The sequence below is a fragment of the Tsukamurella paurometabola DSM 20162 genome (assembly GCF_000092225.1).
GTDB lineage: Bacteria > Actinomycetota > Actinomycetes > Mycobacteriales > Mycobacteriaceae > Tsukamurella > Tsukamurella paurometabola.
In genome coordinates this window covers 3,865,144-3,882,977 of record NC_014158.1, presented here as the reverse complement: position 1 = coordinate 3,882,977, position 17,834 = coordinate 3,865,144, and the positions used below count along the sequence as shown (strand labels likewise).

Annotated in this window: 17 protein-coding genes; 11 read left to right on the top strand and 6 right to left on the bottom strand. The window is 69.4% G+C overall.

All coding sequences use genetic code 11. The features are described 5' to 3' along the window. The first annotated feature begins 17 nt into the window (after nt 1–17). Genes pta through TPAU_RS18805 form a run of 3 tightly spaced genes read left to right on the top strand, consistent with a single transcriptional unit; the run spans nt 18 to nt 4,872 of the window. Nucleotides 18–2,147 carry a phosphate acetyltransferase gene (gene pta / locus TPAU_RS18815; protein ID WP_013128336.1) on the top strand — a complete coding sequence of 710 codons (2,130 nt, stop codon included), beginning with the start codon at nt 18–20 and terminating at the stop codon, nt 2,145–2,147. Beyond that, complete coding sequence (locus TPAU_RS18810; protein WP_013128335.1) at nt 2,144–3,304, top strand: acetate kinase; 1,161 nt, start codon at nt 2,144–2,146, stop codon at nt 3,302–3,304. Before pta ends, TPAU_RS18810 begins: the two co-directional genes overlap by 4 nt. After that, nucleotides 3,304–4,872, top strand: coding sequence for an adenylate/guanylate cyclase domain-containing protein (locus TPAU_RS18805; RefSeq protein ID WP_013128334.1), 1,569 nt, complete (start codon nt 3,304–3,306; stop codon nt 4,870–4,872). Before TPAU_RS18810 ends, TPAU_RS18805 begins: the two co-directional genes overlap by 1 nt. Nucleotides 4,873–4,879: 7 nt before the next feature. On the opposite strand, the gene TPAU_RS18800 is transcribed toward TPAU_RS18805, so the two are convergent. Continuing rightward, complete coding sequence (locus tag TPAU_RS18800) at nt 4,880–5,830, bottom strand: iron-siderophore ABC transporter substrate-binding protein (protein ID WP_013128333.1); 951 nt, start codon at nt 5,828–5,830, stop codon at nt 4,880–4,882. Between the two features lie 45 nt (nt 5,831–5,875). Here TPAU_RS18800 and TPAU_RS18795 point away from each other — a divergent pair, with 45 nt between their 5' ends. From TPAU_RS18795 to TPAU_RS18785, 3 genes are read left to right on the top strand one after another with little or no spacing between them, the layout of a single operon-like run. Further along, nucleotides 5,876–6,970, top strand: a complete 1,095-nt coding sequence (locus TPAU_RS18795) for a FecCD family ABC transporter permease (RefSeq protein WP_013128332.1) — start codon at nt 5,876–5,878, stop codon at nt 6,968–6,970. Then, a complete protein-coding gene (locus tag TPAU_RS18790) occupies nt 6,967–8,070 on the top strand; it encodes a FecCD family ABC transporter permease (RefSeq protein WP_013128331.1) in 1,104 nt (367 codons plus the stop codon). Before TPAU_RS18795 ends, TPAU_RS18790 begins: the two co-directional genes overlap by 4 nt. After that, a complete protein-coding gene (locus TPAU_RS18785) occupies nt 8,067–8,891 on the top strand; it encodes an ABC transporter ATP-binding protein (protein WP_013128330.1) in 825 nt (274 codons plus the stop codon). Before TPAU_RS18790 ends, TPAU_RS18785 begins: the two co-directional genes overlap by 4 nt. Before the next feature lie 7 nt (nt 8,892–8,898). Here the strand turns inward: TPAU_RS18785 and TPAU_RS18780 are convergent, their stop codons facing one another. From TPAU_RS18780 to TPAU_RS18770, 3 genes are read right to left on the bottom strand one after another with little or no spacing between them, the layout of a single operon-like run. Then, nucleotides 8,899–11,220 carry a serine/threonine-protein kinase gene (locus TPAU_RS18780; protein ID WP_013128329.1) on the bottom strand — a complete coding sequence of 774 codons (2,322 nt, stop codon included), beginning with the start codon at nt 11,218–11,220 and terminating at the stop codon, nt 8,899–8,901. 12 nt (nt 11,221–11,232) lie between these two features. Further along, complete coding sequence (locus tag TPAU_RS18775; RefSeq protein ID WP_013128328.1) at nt 11,233–12,213, bottom strand: glutamate ABC transporter substrate-binding protein; 981 nt, start codon at nt 12,211–12,213, stop codon at nt 11,233–11,235. Next, entirely contained in the window at nt 12,210–13,547 is a 1,338-nt protein-coding gene (locus TPAU_RS18770) for a hypothetical protein (RefSeq protein WP_013128327.1), read from the bottom strand. The genes TPAU_RS18775 and TPAU_RS18770 overlap by 4 nt, the downstream gene beginning before the upstream one ends. A gap of 149 nt (nt 13,548–13,696) precedes the next feature. Here TPAU_RS18770 and TPAU_RS18765 point away from each other — a divergent pair, with 149 nt between their 5' ends. After that, nucleotides 13,697–14,167, top strand: a complete 471-nt coding sequence (locus TPAU_RS18765; RefSeq protein WP_013128326.1) for an NUDIX hydrolase — start codon at nt 13,697–13,699, stop codon at nt 14,165–14,167. 20 nt (nt 14,168–14,187) lie between these two features. Here the strand turns inward: TPAU_RS18765 and TPAU_RS22740 are convergent, their stop codons facing one another. After that, nucleotides 14,188–14,598 (bottom strand): YybH family protein, encoded by a 411-nt coding sequence (locus TPAU_RS22740; protein WP_013128325.1) that lies wholly within the window; start codon nt 14,596–14,598, stop codon nt 14,188–14,190. Between TPAU_RS22740 and TPAU_RS22735 the strand changes: the two genes are divergently transcribed. Further along, nucleotides 14,590–15,036, top strand: coding sequence for a winged helix-turn-helix transcriptional regulator (locus TPAU_RS22735; RefSeq protein ID WP_218022118.1), 447 nt, complete (start codon nt 14,590–14,592; stop codon nt 15,034–15,036). The two genes, TPAU_RS22740 and TPAU_RS22735, sit on opposite strands and share 9 nt — an antisense overlap. Here TPAU_RS22735 and thiE read toward each other — a convergent pair. Next, nucleotides 15,026–15,694 (bottom strand): thiamine phosphate synthase, encoded by a 669-nt coding sequence (gene thiE, locus TPAU_RS18750; RefSeq protein WP_013128323.1) that lies wholly within the window; start codon nt 15,692–15,694, stop codon nt 15,026–15,028. The two genes, TPAU_RS22735 and thiE, sit on opposite strands and share 11 nt — an antisense overlap. Nucleotides 15,695–15,826: 132 nt before the next feature. Between thiE and thiO the strand changes: the two genes are divergently transcribed. From thiO to thiG, 3 genes are read left to right on the top strand one after another with little or no spacing between them, the layout of a single operon-like run. Then, nucleotides 15,827–16,861 (top strand): glycine oxidase ThiO, encoded by a 1,035-nt coding sequence (thiO, locus tag TPAU_RS18745; RefSeq protein WP_115329692.1) that lies wholly within the window; start codon nt 15,827–15,829, stop codon nt 16,859–16,861. Continuing rightward, complete coding sequence (gene thiS / locus TPAU_RS18740; protein ID WP_013128321.1) at nt 16,852–17,049, top strand: sulfur carrier protein ThiS; 198 nt, start codon at nt 16,852–16,854, stop codon at nt 17,047–17,049. Before thiO ends, thiS begins: the two co-directional genes overlap by 10 nt. Then, nucleotides 17,042–17,812, top strand: coding sequence for a thiazole synthase (gene thiG, locus TPAU_RS18735; RefSeq protein ID WP_013128320.1), 771 nt, complete (start codon nt 17,042–17,044; stop codon nt 17,810–17,812). Before thiS ends, thiG begins: the two co-directional genes overlap by 8 nt. Nucleotides 17,813–17,834: the final 22 nt, after the last annotated feature.

The following is a 17,834-nucleotide window of genomic DNA, read 5'->3' as shown; positions in this document are numbered from 1 at the left end:
GCTGGGATAGTAGGGGTATGGTCGCGAGCCCGAAAACGAGCAGCATCTACATAGCCTCCCCCGAGGGAGATACCGGGAAGTCGACCATCGCGCTCGGCGCGATGAATCTGCTCACCTCCACGGGGTGGACGATCGGCGTCTTCCGCCCGATCCCCCGCACCTGGGGTGAGCAGCGCGATTACATTCTGGAACTGCTCATCGAGCAGGCCACCGCGGATCTCGACTACGACGACTGCGTGGGCGTCTCCTACGAGAAGGTGCACGAGGACCCCGACGCCGCGATCGCCGAGATCGTCAGCCGGTATCACGCCGTGGCCGACAAGTGCGATTTCGTGTTGATCCTGGGCTCCGATTACACGGACGTCAGTTCGCCCACCGAGCTGTCGTTCAACGCACGGATCGCCGCCAACCTGGGCGCGTCGATCCTGCTCGCGGTCAAGGCCCTCGACCGCACGCCCGAGCAGGTGGTCTCCGTCGCCGAGCAGTCGATGGCCGAGATCCGGGCGAACCACGCGCACACCTCGTCGGTGATCGCCAACCGCTGCGACCCCGGCCAGCTCGACGCGGTGCGCCAGGCACTCGCGACGGCCACCGGGCTGCCGGTGTGGGTGCTTCCCGAGGAGCCCGTGCTCACCGCGCCCACCGTCGGCGAACTGATGGAGGCCATGGACGGCAAGTTGCTCTGGGGTGATCCGGAGTTGCTCTCCCGCGAGGCGATGGACGTGCTCGTGGCCGGGATGACCGCCGAGCACAGCCTGGAGCGAGTCACCGAGGGCGTCGCGGTGATCGCGCCCGGTGACCGGTCCGAGGTGTTGCTCGCCATGGTGAACGCGCACCGCGCCAACGGCTTCCCGTCACTGGCCGGGATCATCCTCAACGGTGGGTACGCGCCGCACCCGATGACCGCGGCGCTGGTCGATGGTTTGAAGCCGACACTGCCGATCGTCGCCGTGCAGCAGGGCACCTACGAATCCGCGCGGATCGCGGCCAAGACCCGCGGCCGGGTGGGCCCCGGATCGGCCCGCAAGGTGGACCTCGCCGTCGCCCTCACCGAGCGGTACGTGGTCTCCGAGGATCTGATGGAGGCGCTGCAGGTCTCCAACCCCGGTGTAGTCACCCCGCAGATGTTCGAGTACCACCTGATCGCCCGCGCCCGGGCGGACCGCAAACGGATCGTGCTCCCCGAGGGCGACGACGACCGGATCCTCCGCGCCGCCGGCCGGCTGCTCCAGCGCGAGGTGGCCGATCTGACCATCCTCGGTCAGGAATCCCGCGTGCGCGCCCGAGCCGCCGAACTGGGGGTGGATCTGGGCGACACCGATGTGATCGATCCGAAACGGGCCACCGACCTCATCGACAAGTTCGCGCAGACCTACTACGAACTGCGCAAGCACAAGGGCATGACGCTGGAGCGCGCCGCCGAGACCGTGGTCGATGTGAGCTATTTCGGCACCATGATGGTGTACCTCGGTATGGCCGACGGCATGGTCTCCGGTGCCGCGCACACCACGGCCCACACCATCCGCCCCTCGTTCGAGATCATCAAGACCAAGCCCGGCGTCTCGACGGTCTCGTCGATCTTCCTGATGTGCCTGGCCGACAAGGTGCTCGCCTACGGCGACTGCGCCGTTGTGCCCGATCCCACCGAGACCCAGTTGGCCGATATCGCGATCTCCTCGGCGCAGACGGCGTCCCAGTTCGGGATCGACCCGAGGGTGGCGATGCTGTCCTACTCGACCGGCGAATCCGGCACCGGCGCCGATGTCGATAAGGTACGTGCCGCCACCGGACTGGTCCGCGAGCGTGCCCCGAAACTACTGGTGGAGGGGCCGATTCAGTACGACGCCGCCGTCGACCCGGGCGTCGCGGCCTCGAAGATGCCCGACTCCGCAGTGGCGGGCAAGGCGACGGTGCTCGTGTTCCCCGACCTCAACACGGGCAACAACACCTACAAGGCCGTGCAGCGATCGGCGGGCGCCGTCGCCATCGGTCCGGTGCTGCAGGGGCTCAACGCTCCGATCAACGACCTGTCCCGCGGCGCCCTGGTGGAGGACATCGTGAACACCGTGGCGATCACCGCGATCCAGGCACAGGCCTTCGCGGCGGAGAAGGCGGGGAAGGCCGACGCGAAGGAGACGCAGGCATGACCGGTACGGTGGCGGGCGCGGTCCTCGTCCTGAATTCGGGCTCCTCGTCTCTGAAGTACCAACTGCTGCATCCTGATTCTGGTGAGGTGGTGCACGGCGGCATCGTCGAGCGGATCGGCGAGACAGAGGTGCCCGACCACAAAGCGGCCCTGCGCCTGGTGTTCGAGGAGTTCGCCGATCGCGGGCTCGATCTGACCGCTGGGGCGGGCACCCCCGAGGGCATCGCCGCCGTCGGGCATCGCGTGGTGCACGGGGGGCGCACCTTCCACTCGCCCACGATCATCGACGACCTGGTGCTCGCGGAAATCCGCCGGCTCAGTTCCCTGGCGCCGCTGCATAATCCGGCCAATGCGCAGGGGATCGAGGTCGCACGCGAGCTGCTTCCGAACGTCAAGCAGGTCGCGGTGTTCGACACCGCCTTCTTCTTCGACCTCCCCGCCGCTGCGGCGACCTACGCGATCGACCGCGAGCTCGCGAAGGAACACGCGCTGCGCCGCTACGGATTCCACGGCACCTCGCACGAGTACGTCTCGAAGCAGGTCGCGGCGTTCCTCGGCAAGCCGGACGTCGAGGTCGACCAGATCGTGCTGCACCTGGGTAACGGTGCCTCTGCCTCCGCGATTCGAGGTGGCCGCGCCGTGGACACCTCGATGGGACTGACCCCGCTGGAGGGTCTGGTCATGGGCACCCGGTCGGGCGACATCGACCCCGGGCTCGTGCTGCACCTGGGCCGCAGTCTCGGCATGGACATCGACCAGATCGATGACCTGCTCAACCGCCGCTCCGGGCTCAAGGGGTTGGCCGGCGAGAACGATTTCCGGGCGCTGGGCACACTGATCGAATCCGGTGACCAGGATGCGAAACTCGCCTACGACGTGTACATCCACCGGCTGCGCCGCTACATCGGCGCGTACCTGGTGGACCTCGGTGGGGTCGACGCGATCACCTTCACCGCCGGCGTCGGCGAGAACGCCGCCGGTGTCCGTGCCGACGCCCTCGCCGGGCTCGAGCGGTTCGGCATCGTCGTCGATCCGGAGCGCAACGCGGTGCGCTCGTCCGAACCCCGGCGGATCTCGCCCGACGACGCACCGGTGGCCGTGCTGGTGGTGCCGACCAACGAGGAGTTGGCGATCGCCCGGGACGCGGCGGCCCTCTGATGCCACTGGGGCACTCGGCCCCGGGGGACGCCGGAACCGACGACGGAGGAGGGGACTACGGTTCCCCGCTGCTGGGGACGGTCGGCGAGAGCGCGCAATCACGGCGGCTGCGTACCGTGATCCTGCTGTCGGTCTCGATCGCGGTCTGCACACTGCTCGGCGCGGGGTTCGCGGCGATGCTGATCCTGGTGGGTATTCCTGAGCCATCCGTGCGCCAACCCGAGCTCAATGACATCAACACCGTGATTCTCCCGGCCTACGTCGCGATCGGCCTGGTGTTCGGCATCTGCTACGGCACCTGGCACGTGTTCACCACGTTGCGGTGGGTGGGGAGCGGAGCGCCTCCCACCGAGGAACAAGCGAAGGAGACCCTGGCGCTGCCCCGCCGGATCTACGTCTTCGAACTGATCAACTGGCTCGTCGCCGCCATCCTGTTCGGCTTCCTCTACGGTCTCTACGATCCGCAACTGGTGCCGAAGGTGTCGCTGGTGATCCTGGGCGCGGGCCTGGTGACCGCCGGCATCACCATGCTGCTGGTCGAGTTCAGCCTGCGTCCGGTCACCGCGATCGTGCTGCGGACCTACCAGCAGGAGCCGCGGCACCAGAGTCTTGAGGCCCGGTCGCTGGGGCTGTGGGTACTGGGTTCCGGCCTGCCGATGGCCGGTGTGGTGCTGGTGGGAGTGTTCGCGTTCTTCGAGCCGACCACGGTGAGCGGGATCGCGATCAGCGTGTGTGCTCTCGGCGCCGGCGGCCTGGTGTCGGGAACGGTACTCAATCAGCTCGGCGTCGCCCGGATCACCGCGCCCGTGCGCAGCGTGACCGCCGCCATGCGCCGGGTGAGCGAGGGTCGCTACGACACCGAAGTAGTGGTGTACGACGGCACCACTCTGGGCAATCTGCAGTCCGGCTTCAACGAGATGGCGGCCGGCCTGCGGGAGCGGGAGCGGGTACGGGACCTGTACGCCCGGCAGGTGGGCGAGCAGGTGGCCACCGCGACCATCGAGTCCGAACCGGAGCTCGGCGGTGTCGAGCAGCGGGTGGCGGTGATCTTCATCGACCTGGTCGGATCCACCGAGCTCGCCGCCGAGCGCCCGGCTTCCGAGGTGGTGCAGATCCTCAATCGATTCTGCGGTGTGGTGGTGGCCGAGGTGAACAGTCGCGGCGGGCTGGTGAACAAGTTCGAGGGCGACGCGGTACTCGCCATCTTCGGCGCTCCCGCGGCACTCAGTGATCCCGCGGGTGCCGCCCTCGCGGCGTCCCGCGCGATGATGACCCGGTTGCGCCGCGAGGTTCCCGAGGTCCGCGCGGGGTGCGGTGTCACCTACGGCGTGGTCGTGGCCGGGTACGTCGGTGCCGCTGATCGGTTCGAGTACACGGTGATCGGCGATCCGGTCAACGAGGCCTCGCGCCTGTCGACGGCGGCGAAGGCCGATCCGCTGGTGCCGTGGGCATCGGCCCCGGCGGTGGCGGCCGCCGACGCCAGCGAGTGCCGGCACTGGAGTCCGGGGCCGGTCGAGGTGTTGCGCGGCCGCAGCCAGCCCACCCGCATGTACCTCGCGGTGGGATGAGCGCGGTTCACGCGAAGTCCGGCAGCTTCGGCGGGAGGGTCTTCAATACCCACTCCAGGGTCACCGGATTGGGCATCGACATCGCGTTGCCGAGGTTACGGTCGATCCGCGCCACCCGGTTCTCGCCGACCACCTTCAGGGATCGGAACGCCGTCTCCTCGCTCTGCTTAGTGCCGTAGTCCAAGTACACCAGGGTGTCCAGATCGAGGATCTTCAGGTTCTCGGCGGAGACGTCCGCGTAGAACTTCCCCGCCGGCACCAGTCGCGAAACCGATTCGGGCAGGCTGAATCCCAGCATGGTGAGCACCTGGCCGCGACCGTCGGTGTTCGCGTAGGCGTAGAGGCCGCCGTCGGACTTCGGCAGTACGGTGGCGGCCGTCTTCCCCTGATACCGGGGGTGATCGGCCTTCGCCTGGGCGATCCGGTCGTTGGTCTTGGCGATGAGGGCATCGCCCTCGGCGGTGCGGCCCACTCCCGCCGCGATCGCACGCACCTGCGCCTCCCACGGGACGCCCCACGCGGCGAACTGCGCGGGGCGCCGGATCACCGGCGCGATCGACTGGAGCCGCTCGAAGGTGGCGTCGTCGAAGCCTGAGTTCACGGCCACGATCAGATCGGGTTTGGCGGTAGCGATGGTCTCGATCGCCTTACCGTCCACGGCGTTGCCGGTACCCAGCACCATCGCCGGGGTCTGGCCCTGCAACAGCGGCTTCGACCATTCCCCCACCGGCTCGGTGGCGTCCTGGGCCCAGGGGGCCACGAGCACCGGCACCACACCGAGCGCGAGCAGAGTGTCCACATCTCCCAAGCCGAGCGAGGCGACCCGCTTCACCGAGGCCGGCTGGGAGCTCGCCGGGGCCGACTCCGGACTGGAGCCGCACGCGGTGAGCGCGGCGACGAGTAGTGTGACGAAGGCGATGGCGACGACCCTGACCAGGGCGCGCGGCGACGAAATCATGGGCGGGTCCTTCCAAGAAATGAAGGGCAGCCTACCATTAGCAGGGTGACCGTAGATCTCTCGACGACACGCGACGAACCGTCGGCACCCGCGCCCCCCAGCGCAGGTGCCGCGCGGCGGCGCAAACGTCTCCTCGGGCTCCTGCTCCTGGCGATCCTGCTCGTCGTGACCGTGGTGGCCTCGCTGGCGATCGGCTCGCGCGACCTCGCGCCGTCGGCGGTCTGGGACGGACTGTTGTACCGCTACACCACCGGCCCGAATCCGGGCGACCCGCAGCTCAACGAAGCCGCGATCATCGTCCAGACGCTCCGCGTGCCGCGCACCATCCTGGCGTTGCTGGCCGGGGCGGCACTCGCGCTTGCGGGCGCCCTGCTCCAGGGGCACACCCGGAATCCGATCGCCGATCCCGGAATCCTCGGAATCACTCAGGGCGCCGCGTTCGCCGTGGTCTGCGCGATCTTCCTCGGTGGCCTTACCCAGCCGCTGCAATACGTGTGGTTCGCCTTCCTCGGTGCCGCGGTCGCGGCCTTCGTCGTGTTCGGGCTCTCCAGCCTCGGTGGCGGCGCCGCATCGCCTCTGACTCTGGTTCTCGCAGGTACCGGCGTCGGCCTCTTCCTCAGCTCGATGACCTCGGCCATCGCGCTCAGCGATAACGCCTCGCTCGATGCCCTGCGGTTCTGGAACGCGGGTGCCGTGGTGGGCCGCGGCTACGACGTGATCGGTGCGGTCACCCCGTTCCTGGTGATCGGCGCGCTGCTCGCGCTGGCCAACGGACCGGCGGTGAACCTACTCAACCTGGGCGACGATGTGGCCCGGGGGCTCGGGCTCAACGTGAACCTCTCGCGCACCGTCGGCGTGATCGCCGTGACCCTCCTGGCCGGCGGTGCCACCGCCGCGTGCGGAAGCATCGCCTTCCTCGGCCTCATGGTCCCGCACATCACCCGCTACTTCACCGGTCCCGACTATCGCTGGTTGCTGCCCTATTCGGCGCTGCTGGGCGCCTGGCTGCTGCTCGCCGCCGACATCGTGGGACGCGTGGTCGCGCGCCCCGGAGAACTGGAGGTGGGCATCGTGGTGGCGATGGTCGGTGCGCCCTTCTTCGTGGCCCTCGTGTGGTGGCGGAAGGCGGTGAAGGTATGACCGGCGTTCAGGAGCGCACGCCCGCGGACGCGGCGCACGATCTCCCCCCGATCCGGCGGGGCCTGCGCTTCGGCTCCGTGGTCTCCATGGTCTGGCGACCCTGGCCGGTGATCGTCACCGCGGTGCTGCTCGCCGTGGCCTTCCTCGCGTTCTGCCTCAGTATTCGGATGGGTGAGTTCCCGCTCACCCTCGGCGAGGTGCTCCGAGCCCTGATCGGCCGGGGCGATGCGATGACCACCTTCATCGTCACCGACCTACGGTTACCGCGCGCGCTGGTCGGCCTCACGGTCGGCGCGGCGCTCGGCATGTCGGGCGCGATCGTTCAGTCGATCGCGCGCAATCCGCTCGCCAGCCCGGACCTCCTCGGCATTACCGCCGGCGCCGGTGTGGCGGCCGTCTTCCTGGTGACCTCCACCAGCACCCTGGCCGCGACGCTGAACACCGATGTGGGGCTCCCGCTGTTCGCACTCGGCGGAGGCCTCGCCACGGGCGCGCTGGTCTACCTGCTCGCGGTGCGCGGTGGGGTCGACGGTATGCGGCTGATCCTGGTGGGTATCGCCATCACCGCGCTCATGCGCGCCCTCATCGACTGGATGCTGGTGCGTGCCGATATCCGCGATGTGGCGCGCGCCCAGGCCTGGCTGGTCGGCTCGCTCGACGGCCGCGACTGGAGCGATGTCTGGGCCGCGATCGGTCTCGGCGTTCCGGCGGCGATCATCGCCGTGGGCGCGGCGTTCCCACTGCGTGCCGTGCAACTCGGCGACGATGTGGCCCGCGGCCTCGGCGTCCGTCTCGGCCGCAACCGCGCGACCCTGCTCATCGCTTCGGTACTGCTCGCATCCGCAGGCGTGGCCGCCGCCGGGCCCATCGCCTTCGTCGCCTTCGTGGCGCCGCAGGTCGCGATGCGCCTGACCCGGCTGCCCACGCCGCCGCTGCTGCCGGCCGCCGCAATGGGTGCGGCGCTGCTGCTCTGCGCCGACCTGGTGGCCCGCACCGTGTTCCCGGTACCGATGCCGGTGGGGATCGTCACCGCCGCAGCCGGCGGCCCCTTCCTCGTGTACCTCCTCGTCCGACAGAACATCAAGGGAGCCAAGAAATGAGCGCGATCGATATCCGGCGGGCCGCGCCGTCACGCTTGGGTGCCCGGAACGTCTCGTCGGGTTACGGCCAGGTCACCGTGCTCGACGATCTGACGCTGGATGTGCCCACCGGCCAGGTGACCACGATCATCGGTCCCAACGGTTGCGGCAAATCGACACTGCTGCGAACGCTGGCCCGCCTGATCAAACCGTCCGGTGGGCAGGTGCTGCTCGACGGCACCGACATCGCCACCATGAAGACCAAGCAGGTGGCCACCACCATGGGGCTGCTGCCGCAGAGCCCGCAGGCACCCGAGGGGCTCACCGTGGCCGATCTCGTTGCCCGCGGCCGGCATCCCCACCAGAGCTGGCTGCGCCAATGGTCCTCCGATGACGCCGATGTGGTCGACGCCGCGCTGTCGCAGACCGGTGTCCGCGATCTGGCCGACCGCCCCGTCGACTCGCTGTCCGGCGGTCAGCGCCAACGGGTCTGGATCTCGATGACCCTCGCGCAGGGCACCGAGCTGTTGCTCCTCGACGAGCCCACCACCTTCCTCGACCTCTCGCACGCGCTGGACGTACTGGACCTGGTGGACGAGCTCAGCAGTCAGGGGCGCACCGTGGTCATGGTGCTCCACGACCTGAACCTCGCCATCCGGTACAGCGACCACCTGGTGGCCATGCGCGACGGCGCGATCGTGGCACAGGGCACACCTGCGGACATCATCAGCGAGGAGATGCTGCACGAGGTGTTCGGCCTGCGGTCCAAGGTGATCGACGATCCGGTGAGTCCCGGCCGCCCGCTGATCGTGCCGATCGGCGAACGTCGCGCGGGCACCTAGCGGAGTCTCAGAACACCGTCGTGGGGCGGATCGCGTTGGCCAGATCGACCAGCGCGTGCCGCTGCCGCTTGCGTTCGGCGAGCGCGGCCAGATCGCGGAGCGCCTTCTCGGTGGCCTTGCGCAGACCCCGCTCGGTGAGCGCGTGGTCGAGCAGTGTCGCGGTGCCATCCAGGCGGCCGTGCTGATTGCGGTGCTGCACCCAGCCGAGCGCCACCCCGAGCACCAGCGCGCGCAACTGCAGCCGGCGCCACTCGGACTTCGGCAGGGTTCGCACCCGGCGCGCGGCCTCGTGCAGCTGCGCCTCGGTGACCTGCGCCAGATCCCGACCGTGCACCAGCGCCACCACCGAGGAGCAGAGCGCGTTGTGATAATGCCGGCTCGTGGAGGGAACCTGGTCGAGGATCTCGACGGTGCCCACGATATCGCTGGCGGCGCGGCGCATCCGGGCCGCCCCGAAGGCCGCCGAGATGATGCCGCGGTCGGTGCGCCACACGCTCTCGTAGCGCTCGCGGGCCCGGTCGCGCCATCCGTCCGGATCGGATTCACCGGACAGGAAACAGAACTCGGCGGCGACGGCGGCCGCCAGTTTGGGGGCGGCCTCGCCCGGAGCCTGGTCGGTGACGGCCTCGAAGTGGTCGTACGCGGTGGCGTAGTCGCCCTGCATCAGCGCGGTCTCGGCGCGGTACCAGGTGACCTGCCAGCGGTGCGGTTCTCGGGCGGCCAGCGAATCCAACAGTGTGGTCGCAGCATCCACCTCACCGAGTTCCAGGTGGGCGCGGGCTTCGGCGAGGTCGATCTCGACGGTGCCGGCCATCGTCTCGCGCAGTTCGGCGAGTGAGTCCAACACCTGTGTGGGATCGCTCCGCATGGTCAGTGCCAGCACACCTGCTGCGGGATCCGCCGGGTTCGCGATCGGGATGGGCAGCGCCGCGAGTACTTCCGGGGCACGGAGCATGTCGTCGTGAACCTCGGGATCGGGGTCGACGGCGCGCAGCATGAGCTCGACACCGAAGGTGGAGCGCTGCGGAGTGAACACCATCGACAACCCGGGCCGTGGCTCTCCGGACTTGGTGGACAGGCATTCCCGGAGCACGCCCAGTAGTTGATCGGTCAGCTCGGCCGCGGAGGAGAACCGCTCCTCGGGATCCTCGGCGGTGGCCTTGACCAGCAGCCGATACAGCGAGTTGTACGTGGCGAGGGTGGCGTCGTCCACGGGCGTGGGCAGTCCGTCGACGTACCGCCCCTTATCCATCGCGATCTTGGCCACCAGCACCGCCAGCGTCCGCCCCACGGTGTAGACATCGGAGGCCACCGTCGGCCCGGTCTTGGCGATCTCCGGGGCCTGGAAACCCGGTGTGCCGTAGATGTATCCGTATCCGCCGAGCGGGGCAACGGCGCCCAGGTCTATGAGCTTGACGTCCTCCTCGCTGATCATGATGTTGTCCGGTTTGAGGTCGTTGTAGGCCAGGCCCAGGCTGTGCAGATACCCGAGCGCGGGCAGCACCTCGAGGATGTAGGCGATCGCCTGCTCCACCTCCACCTTCGATTCGGCCTCGGCGAGGATCTCCTTGACCGTCTTGCCCGGCACGTACTCCATCACGATGTATCCGATCCGGGTACCGTCCGGATCGGGGTGCTCGACGAAGTTGTAGATCTTCACGATGGACGGGTGCGTCATCTCGGCCAGGAAGCGTCGCTCCGAGACCGCGACCGCCTGCGCCTGGGCATCGCCGGAGTTGAGCAGGCCCTTGAGCACCACCGGCCGGTCGACCACGTTGATGTCGGTGGCCAGATAGATCCAGCCCATGCCGCCGTGCGCGATGGCGCCCTTGATCTCGTACTGATCCGCCACGATGTCGCCTGCCTTGAGGGCGGGCTCGAAGGAGAACCTGGCACCGCAGTGCGGGCAGGTGCCGATCAGGGGGCCGGGCTCACCGTCGTGCGCGCGGCCGACCGGCTTGCGACAGTTCCAGCAGTACCGCTTGCCCTCGGCGATGATCGGATTGGTGGTGATCGCTTCGGACGGGTCGACCTCGGTGATCCGCGGGATCTCGACGAGGCCGCCGCCCACTCGGCGCCGGCCCGCGACGCGAGTGGTCACGGCACGCGGCATCGGATTGTGCTGGAACCGGGGCGTCGCGGCAGTCTCCACCGCCTGATCGGGCGGCGGGACGGCGGTCACCTGGGTGCCCACGGGCGGCGGCTCAGTGTCGTCGAACAGGTCGTCCACGGGAGTGCCGACGGTGCCGGAGTGCACCTCGGTCGCGTCGGCCTCGGTTTCGTCGAAGACGACCACCTGCGCCTGGGTGTGCTCCTGTTCGTCACTCATGGAATCCACCTCCTACCCCGTGTACTGCGCCGCGGGTGCCGACCACACCTGCCCGAGGGTAGGCGCGAACCACTGGTTGTACAGCCGCATCCAGGTTCCGTCGAAGGCCATGCGCAGCAGCACCCCATTGATGAAACGCACCAGGTCGGGCCGATTCTTCCCGATACCGACCGCGTAGTACTCCAGTCCCATCGACGGCCCGGTCACCGTCAGGTTCGGATCCTGGTCTTCGAGCCCCGCGAGGATCGCGTCGTCGGTCGAGACGGCGTCCACCTGCTGCTGCTGGAGCATCACCAGACAATCCGACCAGGAGTCGGCGGCGATCACGGTGGCACTGGGTACGAGCCGCCGCACCCGGTCGAGCGAGGTGGTGCCGCGAACCTCGCACACCCGGCGGCCGGACAGGTCGCCGACGGTGTTGATCGGTGCGCCGCGCGGCGCCAGGATGCGCTGTTGCGCGATGAAATAGGTGGCCGAGAAGTCCACCTGCTTGGCCCGGTCGCAGGTGGCGCTCATCGTCTTGACCACCACATCGACGGTGCCGTCGATCAGCGCCTGCTGCCGTTCGGCGGTGGAGAGGATGCGGAAGTGCACACGGTTCGGGTCGCCGAAGATCGCGGCGGCGATCTGATGTGCGATATCGGCGTCGAAACCCTTGATCTCACCGGTGATCGGGTCGCGGAAGGACAGCAGGTTCGAGCCGATGTCGATACCCACCACGAGCCGGCCGCGGTCGAAGATCTCCGCCATCGTGGTGCCGGGGGCCATCTGGCCCGCCGGCGGCAGGGACGACGGCGACAGGGTGCCCGGGCACATCGACACCTCCGTCGGCAGCGGTGTGTCCGCCGGGACGACGGTGCCGGACCCGGGCATCGGCTGGGGGAAGGAGGTCACCGCGTCACCCGGTGCCTCGGGGGCGGAGACCACGCAGGCCGAGGTGGTGAGGGCGACGCTGAGCGCGAGGGCGATCCCGCTCAGGCTTCGGCGCATCATCGGTACTCCCGCACTCGCGGGTAGAAGCCGGCCGCGACACCCGCGGCGGCGAGCACACACAGCGCGAACGCTCCCGGACCCGAGTAGGCGATCGCGTACCGCGCCGTGTTCACGTTGTCCCGGTACAGGGTTCGTGCGCGGGCGATCGCATTGGTGAGGTGATCGTCGAGCGCGCGATAGGCGACCGCCGCGGCATCGGGATCGGTGCCGATCGCGACCCGGGTGGCACCGAGGTAGTCGCCGGTGGCCTCGCGCGCGGCGATCACCTGATGCGCCGAGATCCAGCGCCGGGCGTCACCGCGTGCACCGTCGACGGCGGCCTGGATCTCGGGATCCTGGGTGTCCATCTCCTCGAGTGTCTTCTGCGCCTGGCCGAGCGTCTGTGCGAACGCCTCCGGCGGCGTGCCCCGGCCCGCGCCGCGCTGCACCAACGCCATCGTCTCCATCGACCGCGCCTGCTGAGTGAGGGTGCGCGCCTGGGTGAGCGAGTCCACCGCCGCGGTGCCGCGTTGTTCGGCGCGGATGGAGTACGTCGACGACGCCAGGCCGGCGACCACCACCCAGAGCAGCGCGACGGTGAGCGCCGCGGCCGCCACCACCAGGCCGCGGTTGACCTGTCGCTGGGTGCGGCGTGCGAGATATTGATTGGTGAGGACGACGGAGGCCAGCGTGATCCCCAGGACGCCGTAGATCGCCCATGGCGGCGAGGCGAACTGCGAATGGGTTTCGCGCAGGTTGTCGGCTTCTTCGCGATAGAACGCCTCGGCCGCGGGCAGCAGCGTCTCCTGCATCAACGTCGATGCCGTCGCGAGGTACGCGGCCGCCACCGAGTTGTCGAGGCGGTTGTTGGTGCGCGCGGTTTCGACCAGGCCGGTGTACACCGACAGATTCATCGCGATCGTGTCGAGGTTCTCGTGTGCCCGCGTGTCCTCGGGCGGAAGGCTCGTCGCCGAGGTGACGAGCGACTTGCCCGCGGTGGCCAGTGCGAGGCGGTAGCTGGACTGGATCTCGTCGGCGGGCAGGCCGCCGGCGACGAAGGCGGCGTTCGCTGATTCGTTCGCCGTCGACAGGGAGCTGTAGAGCACCTGGGCGGCATGTGCGCGCGGCTCGTAATCGGCCAGGTTGTTCTGCAGTACGTCCGTGCGGGAGAGCTGGCCGGCCGAGGTGAACCAACCCGTGAACAGGCACATGGTGACCAGCACGATGGCCATCGAAACCAGTTTGCCGGGACTGGAGGTGAAGAACTCGCGGAGTTCGGCGAAGACCGAGGATTCGGGGAAGGACCGGAGGCGGAGCGACGTCAGCTGTCGATTCTTCGACGCCGTGGCCGTCACCTTCGCACCCCTTCCTTCGTGACCGTGGCAGCGGCCCGTTCCGCTGCGCCCGGCTCGTTCGACCCTATCGCGCGGGGCCGCCGATTCGTCGCTCATGGCGCGGCATTTTCGCCGCCCGTCGCCGCTTTCCGTCGGCTACGGTGGAGCCCATGTTGGGTGACGGGAACGGCTGGGTCCGCGACCCGGACGGTTCCCGCTACTGGGGCCGGTTCGGGGCCGCGGGTCTACTGGCGTTGTCGCCGGACGAGTCGAAGGTGTTACTGCAGCACCGGGCGTGGTGGAGTCACCAGGGCGGTACCTGGGCACTGCCCGGGGGTGCCAGGGATTCGCACGAGTCCGCGGCCGACGCCGCGCTCCGCGAGGCGTTCGAGGAGACGGGGCTGCCGCCCACCTCGTTGGAAGTGCTCACCGAGGTGGTCACTGCACGGTCGGAATCGGGCTGGACCTATACGACGGTGCTGGCCCGGCTCGTCGAACCGCGCGACCTCGTGCCGAACGAGGAGTCCACGGCGCTGGAATGGGTACACCTCGGCGCGGTCCCGGACCGCCGGCTGCATCCGGCGTTCGCGCAGAGCTGGCCCGGCTTGCAGGTCGAGGTGCAGGCGCTCAGCGAGCGCTGAGAGCAGCCGGCGAGGACGGGTCACAGGCCCGCGGCCACTCCGAACGGATTGTCGATCACGTAGCGCCACAAGCCGTCGGGGCCGCGGCGGATCACATCGGTCGCGGTGCCCGTGACATCGACCAGCGCCCCGGTGGCCGGAGACTCGCCCCGGATGATCCAATCGACGATCAGCAGCGCCAGTTCGTCCGCGTACTCGTGCACCTGTCGCACCGTGACCTGGATGGGGACACCGAGTGCCTGAAGCCGGGCATTGGTGTCGCGACGGGCCGCGCCGCGCAGTGCGAGCCCCTCACGCGTGATGAGAGGCGCCTCGGGTTCGTACACGGACTCCAGCATGTCGGGATCGCCCGAGTTGAAGGCCGTCGCGAAGGCGTCCGGGTGCCGTGCAGCATCGGTGGTCAGGCGGATATCGTGGGGGTCGTGAGCCATTCCACCACCGTGACAGCCCGCGGAGTAGCTCACCAAACGGTGAGTGCGCAGGGCCCCGAGGGCCCGGTGCGCGATGGAGTGGCGCCCGATGACCTGGTGCCCGACGGGCGGGGCAACCAGCGCCAACCCTCGCCGGACTGCCCGGTCGAGGTGGCGCTGGCGGCGATCTCCGGCAAGTGGACGACGCTGGTGCTCCGCGAACTGAGCCGCGCCGATCTCACCTACGGCGAACTGAAATCGGCCCTGCCGACCGTATCCGACAAGATCCTCGCCGATCGTCTCCATGCGCTGACGGGGCGCGGGCTCGTCGAACGCCGGGTCCGCCGTGGCTTTCCGAACCGGACCCGGTACCTCCTGACCGACGCGGGACGGGCGGTGCGTCCCCTGCTGGTCCAGCTGCACGCCACCGGCACCGAATTACAACGACTCACCCGCTGACCGCGGCGCGCAGAGCGCGCGCTGCGGCTTCGGGGTCGGCCGCCGCGGTGATCGCCCGGACCACCACGATCGCGTCCGCGCCCGCGGCGCTCACCTCGGGCACGCGGTCGAGATCGATACCGCCGATGGCGAACCACTTGCGTGCGGGCGCCGCAGTCGCGGTGGCTCGCACCAGGTCGAGGCCGGGTGCCGTGCGGCCGGGTTTCGTGGGTGTGGGCCAGCACGGTCCCGTGCAGAAATAGTCCACGCCGGTCTCCGTCGCCGCGGCGGTGGCTTGATCCGCATCGTGGGTGGAGCGTCCGATCACCACCTCGTCGCCCACGATCCGCCGGGCCACCGCGACCGGCAGATCGTCTTGTCCGAGATGCAGGACATCGGCGCGCGCCGCGAATGCGATGTCGGCGCGGTCGTTGACCGCTACGAGGGCGTCGTGCGCGTGTGCGATCTCCCGCAACTGCGACACCAGTTCGATCTCCTGCTTCGCCTCCAACGGGCCGTACTCGCGTTCGCCCGCCGAGCCCTTGTCCCGCAGCTGCACGATGTCGACGCCGCCGCGCAGGGCGGCCGCGACGAACTCCGCCAGATCGCCGCGCTCGCGGCGGGCGTCGGTGCACAGGTACAGACGGGCCGAGTCGAGGCGATCGCGCGGGGAGACCATGCGACCAGAGTAGGGTGGACGGCGAACACACGGGAGCCCCGGGCACGCATCGCGGACGAGGGGCTGAGAGTGGGGCACGCGCCGCCCCTGACCGTCAGACCTGATCCGGGTAATGCCGGCGAAGGAAGGACCGTGCGAGTGAAAAGCAATGTCTCCGTGGTGGGTGCGGGCATCGTCGGGCTGACGGTGGCCTGGTCGCTGGCCCGCGCCGGCGCGGCGGTCACCGTGTACGACCCCGAGCCGGGGTCCGGCGCCTCCTGGGTGGCGGGCGGCATGCTCGCGCCCTACTCCGAGGCCTGGCCCGGAGAGGAGCGCCTGCTCGCGCTCGGTGCCGAATCTCTCGCATTGTGGGACGACTTCGCAGCCGCCCTGCAGCCTTACGCCGACGGCACCCTGATCACCGCCCGCGGCACCGTCTGGCTCGCCACCGACGACGGCGACGCCGCGGATCTCGCCACCATCGCCGCGGCGGTCGGCGACGAGGACGTGTTCGAAGCGATTCGTCCCTCCGCGGCCATCCGCGCGATTCCCGGTGCCGCGCCGCGGATCCGAGCCGCCGCACAGGCACCGTCGGAGCTCGCCGTCGACAATCGGCTGGTACACCGGGCCCTGCTCACCGTGGGCGCCGCAGCCGGGGTGACGGTGCGAACCGAAACGGTGAACGCACCGTCACAGCTACCGGGTGACGCCGTGATCGTCTGTGCGGGCGCGGCTTCCGCCGACCTCCTGCCGGACTGTGGAGTGCGGTCGGTGAAGGGCGAGGTGGTCCGGTTGCGGCGCGGGCCCACCTGCTTGCCGCCGCCGACGGTGACCGTCCGCGCCCGGGTGCACGGCAGGCCCGCCTACGTGGTGCCGCGCGCCGACGGGGTGGTGGTGGGTGCCACCCAGTACGAGAACGACCGTGATCTGGCGCCTCGTGTGGGACCCGTCGTCGACTTGCTCGAGGATGCCTTCTCCGTACTGCCGTTCCTGCGCGAGTACGAGCTGATCGAGGTGACCGCTGGCCTGCGTCCGACGAGGCCGGACAATCTGCCGCTCATCGGGCCTGTGGACGGGCGGGTGTTCGCGGCCACTGGTCACGGCCGCAACGGGATCCTGCTGGCGCCGATCACCGGCGCTCGGGCGGTGGATATGGTGCTGAATCAGGAGGTGCACGCGTGGAGTTGACGGTGAACGGTGAGGACCGGCAGGTGCCCGACGGGACATCGGCGCAGGCGCTGCTAGAACTGCTCGGACTGCCCGACAAGGGGGTCGCGATCGCGGTGAACGGGGCGGTGCACCCGCGATCGGCGTGGGACGCAGCACTGCCGTCGTACGCCGACGTCGAGGTGCTCACGGCGGTTCAGGGTGGTTGATCGGCTCGTGATCGCCGGGCAGGAGTTCGGCTCCCGGCTGATCACCGGTACCGGCGGCAGTGCCAATCTTGAGCACCTGCGGGCGGCGCTCGCCGCGTCGGGTACGGAGTTGACCACGGTCTCGTTACGGCGCACCAGTCTTGCCGAGGGCGGGGGAGTACTGGACCTGATCCGCGAGCTGGGGATCACACCACTGCCGAATACCGCTGGCTGTCTGGGTGCGGCGGAGGCGGTGCTGACGGCTCGGTTGGCGCGGGAGGCTCTGGGTACGAACTGGATCAAGCTCGAAGTGATCGGCGACGACGAGACGTTGCTGCCCGACGCCGTGTCCCTGGTCGAGGCGGCCGAGGAATTAGTGGCCGACGGATTCGTGGTGCTGCCGTACACCAACGACGACCCGATCCTGGCCCGCCGTTTGCAGGATGTCGGCTGCGCCGCGGTGATGCCGGCCGGCTCGCCGATCGGCACCGGCCTCGGAATCCTCAACCCGCACAACATCGAGATGATCGTGGCGCAGAGCTCGGTGCCGGTGATCCTGGACGCGGGAATCGGCACCGCCAGCGACGCCGCCCGGGCGATGGAGCTCGGATGCGATGCGGTGCTTCTCGCCTCGGCCGTCACGCGGGCGGCGGATCCCGAGGCGATGGCGCGGGCCATGCGACTCGCCGTCGAGGCGGGCAGGCTGGCGCGCGCCGCCGGTCGGATTCCGCAGCGCCGGTGGGCGCAGGCCTCATCGCCCGTGGACGGCCGTCTGGGTACCTGATCCACCGGTGGGCAGCAGCGAC

Bases quoted from the DNA above. Each gene is read 5' to 3' on its own strand.
- TPAU_RS18785 (WP_013128330.1), top strand. From the start codon at position 8,067: ATGAGCGCGATCGATATCCGGCGGGCCGCGCCGTCACGCTTGGGTGCC.
- TPAU_RS18805 (WP_013128334.1), top strand. From the start codon at position 3,304: ATGCCACTGGGGCACTCGGCCCCGGGGGACGCCGGAACCGACGACGGA.
- TPAU_RS18790 (WP_013128331.1), top strand. From the start codon at position 6,967: ATGACCGGCGTTCAGGAGCGCACGCCCGCGGACGCGGCGCACGATCTC.
- TPAU_RS18800 (WP_013128333.1), bottom strand. From the start codon at position 5,830: ATGATTTCGTCGCCGCGCGCCCTGGTCAGGGTCGTCGCCATCGCCTTC.
- pta (WP_013128336.1), top strand. From the start codon at position 18: ATGGTCGCGAGCCCGAAAACGAGCAGCATCTACATAGCCTCCCCCGAG.
- TPAU_RS18810 (WP_013128335.1), top strand. From the start codon at position 2,144: ATGACCGGTACGGTGGCGGGCGCGGTCCTCGTCCTGAATTCGGGCTCC.
- TPAU_RS18765 (WP_013128326.1), top strand. From the start codon at position 13,697: ATGTTGGGTGACGGGAACGGCTGGGTCCGCGACCCGGACGGTTCCCGC.
- thiE (WP_013128323.1), bottom strand. From the start codon at position 15,694: ATGGTCTCCCCGCGCGATCGCCTCGACTCGGCCCGTCTGTACCTGTGC.
- TPAU_RS22740 (WP_013128325.1), bottom strand. From the start codon at position 14,598: ATGGCTCACGACCCCCACGATATCCGCCTGACCACCGATGCTGCACGG.
- TPAU_RS18775 (WP_013128328.1), bottom strand. From the start codon at position 12,213: ATGATGCGCCGAAGCCTGAGCGGGATCGCCCTCGCGCTCAGCGTCGCC.
- TPAU_RS18780 (WP_013128329.1), bottom strand. From the start codon at position 11,220: ATGAGTGACGAACAGGAGCACACCCAGGCGCAGGTGGTCGTCTTCGAC.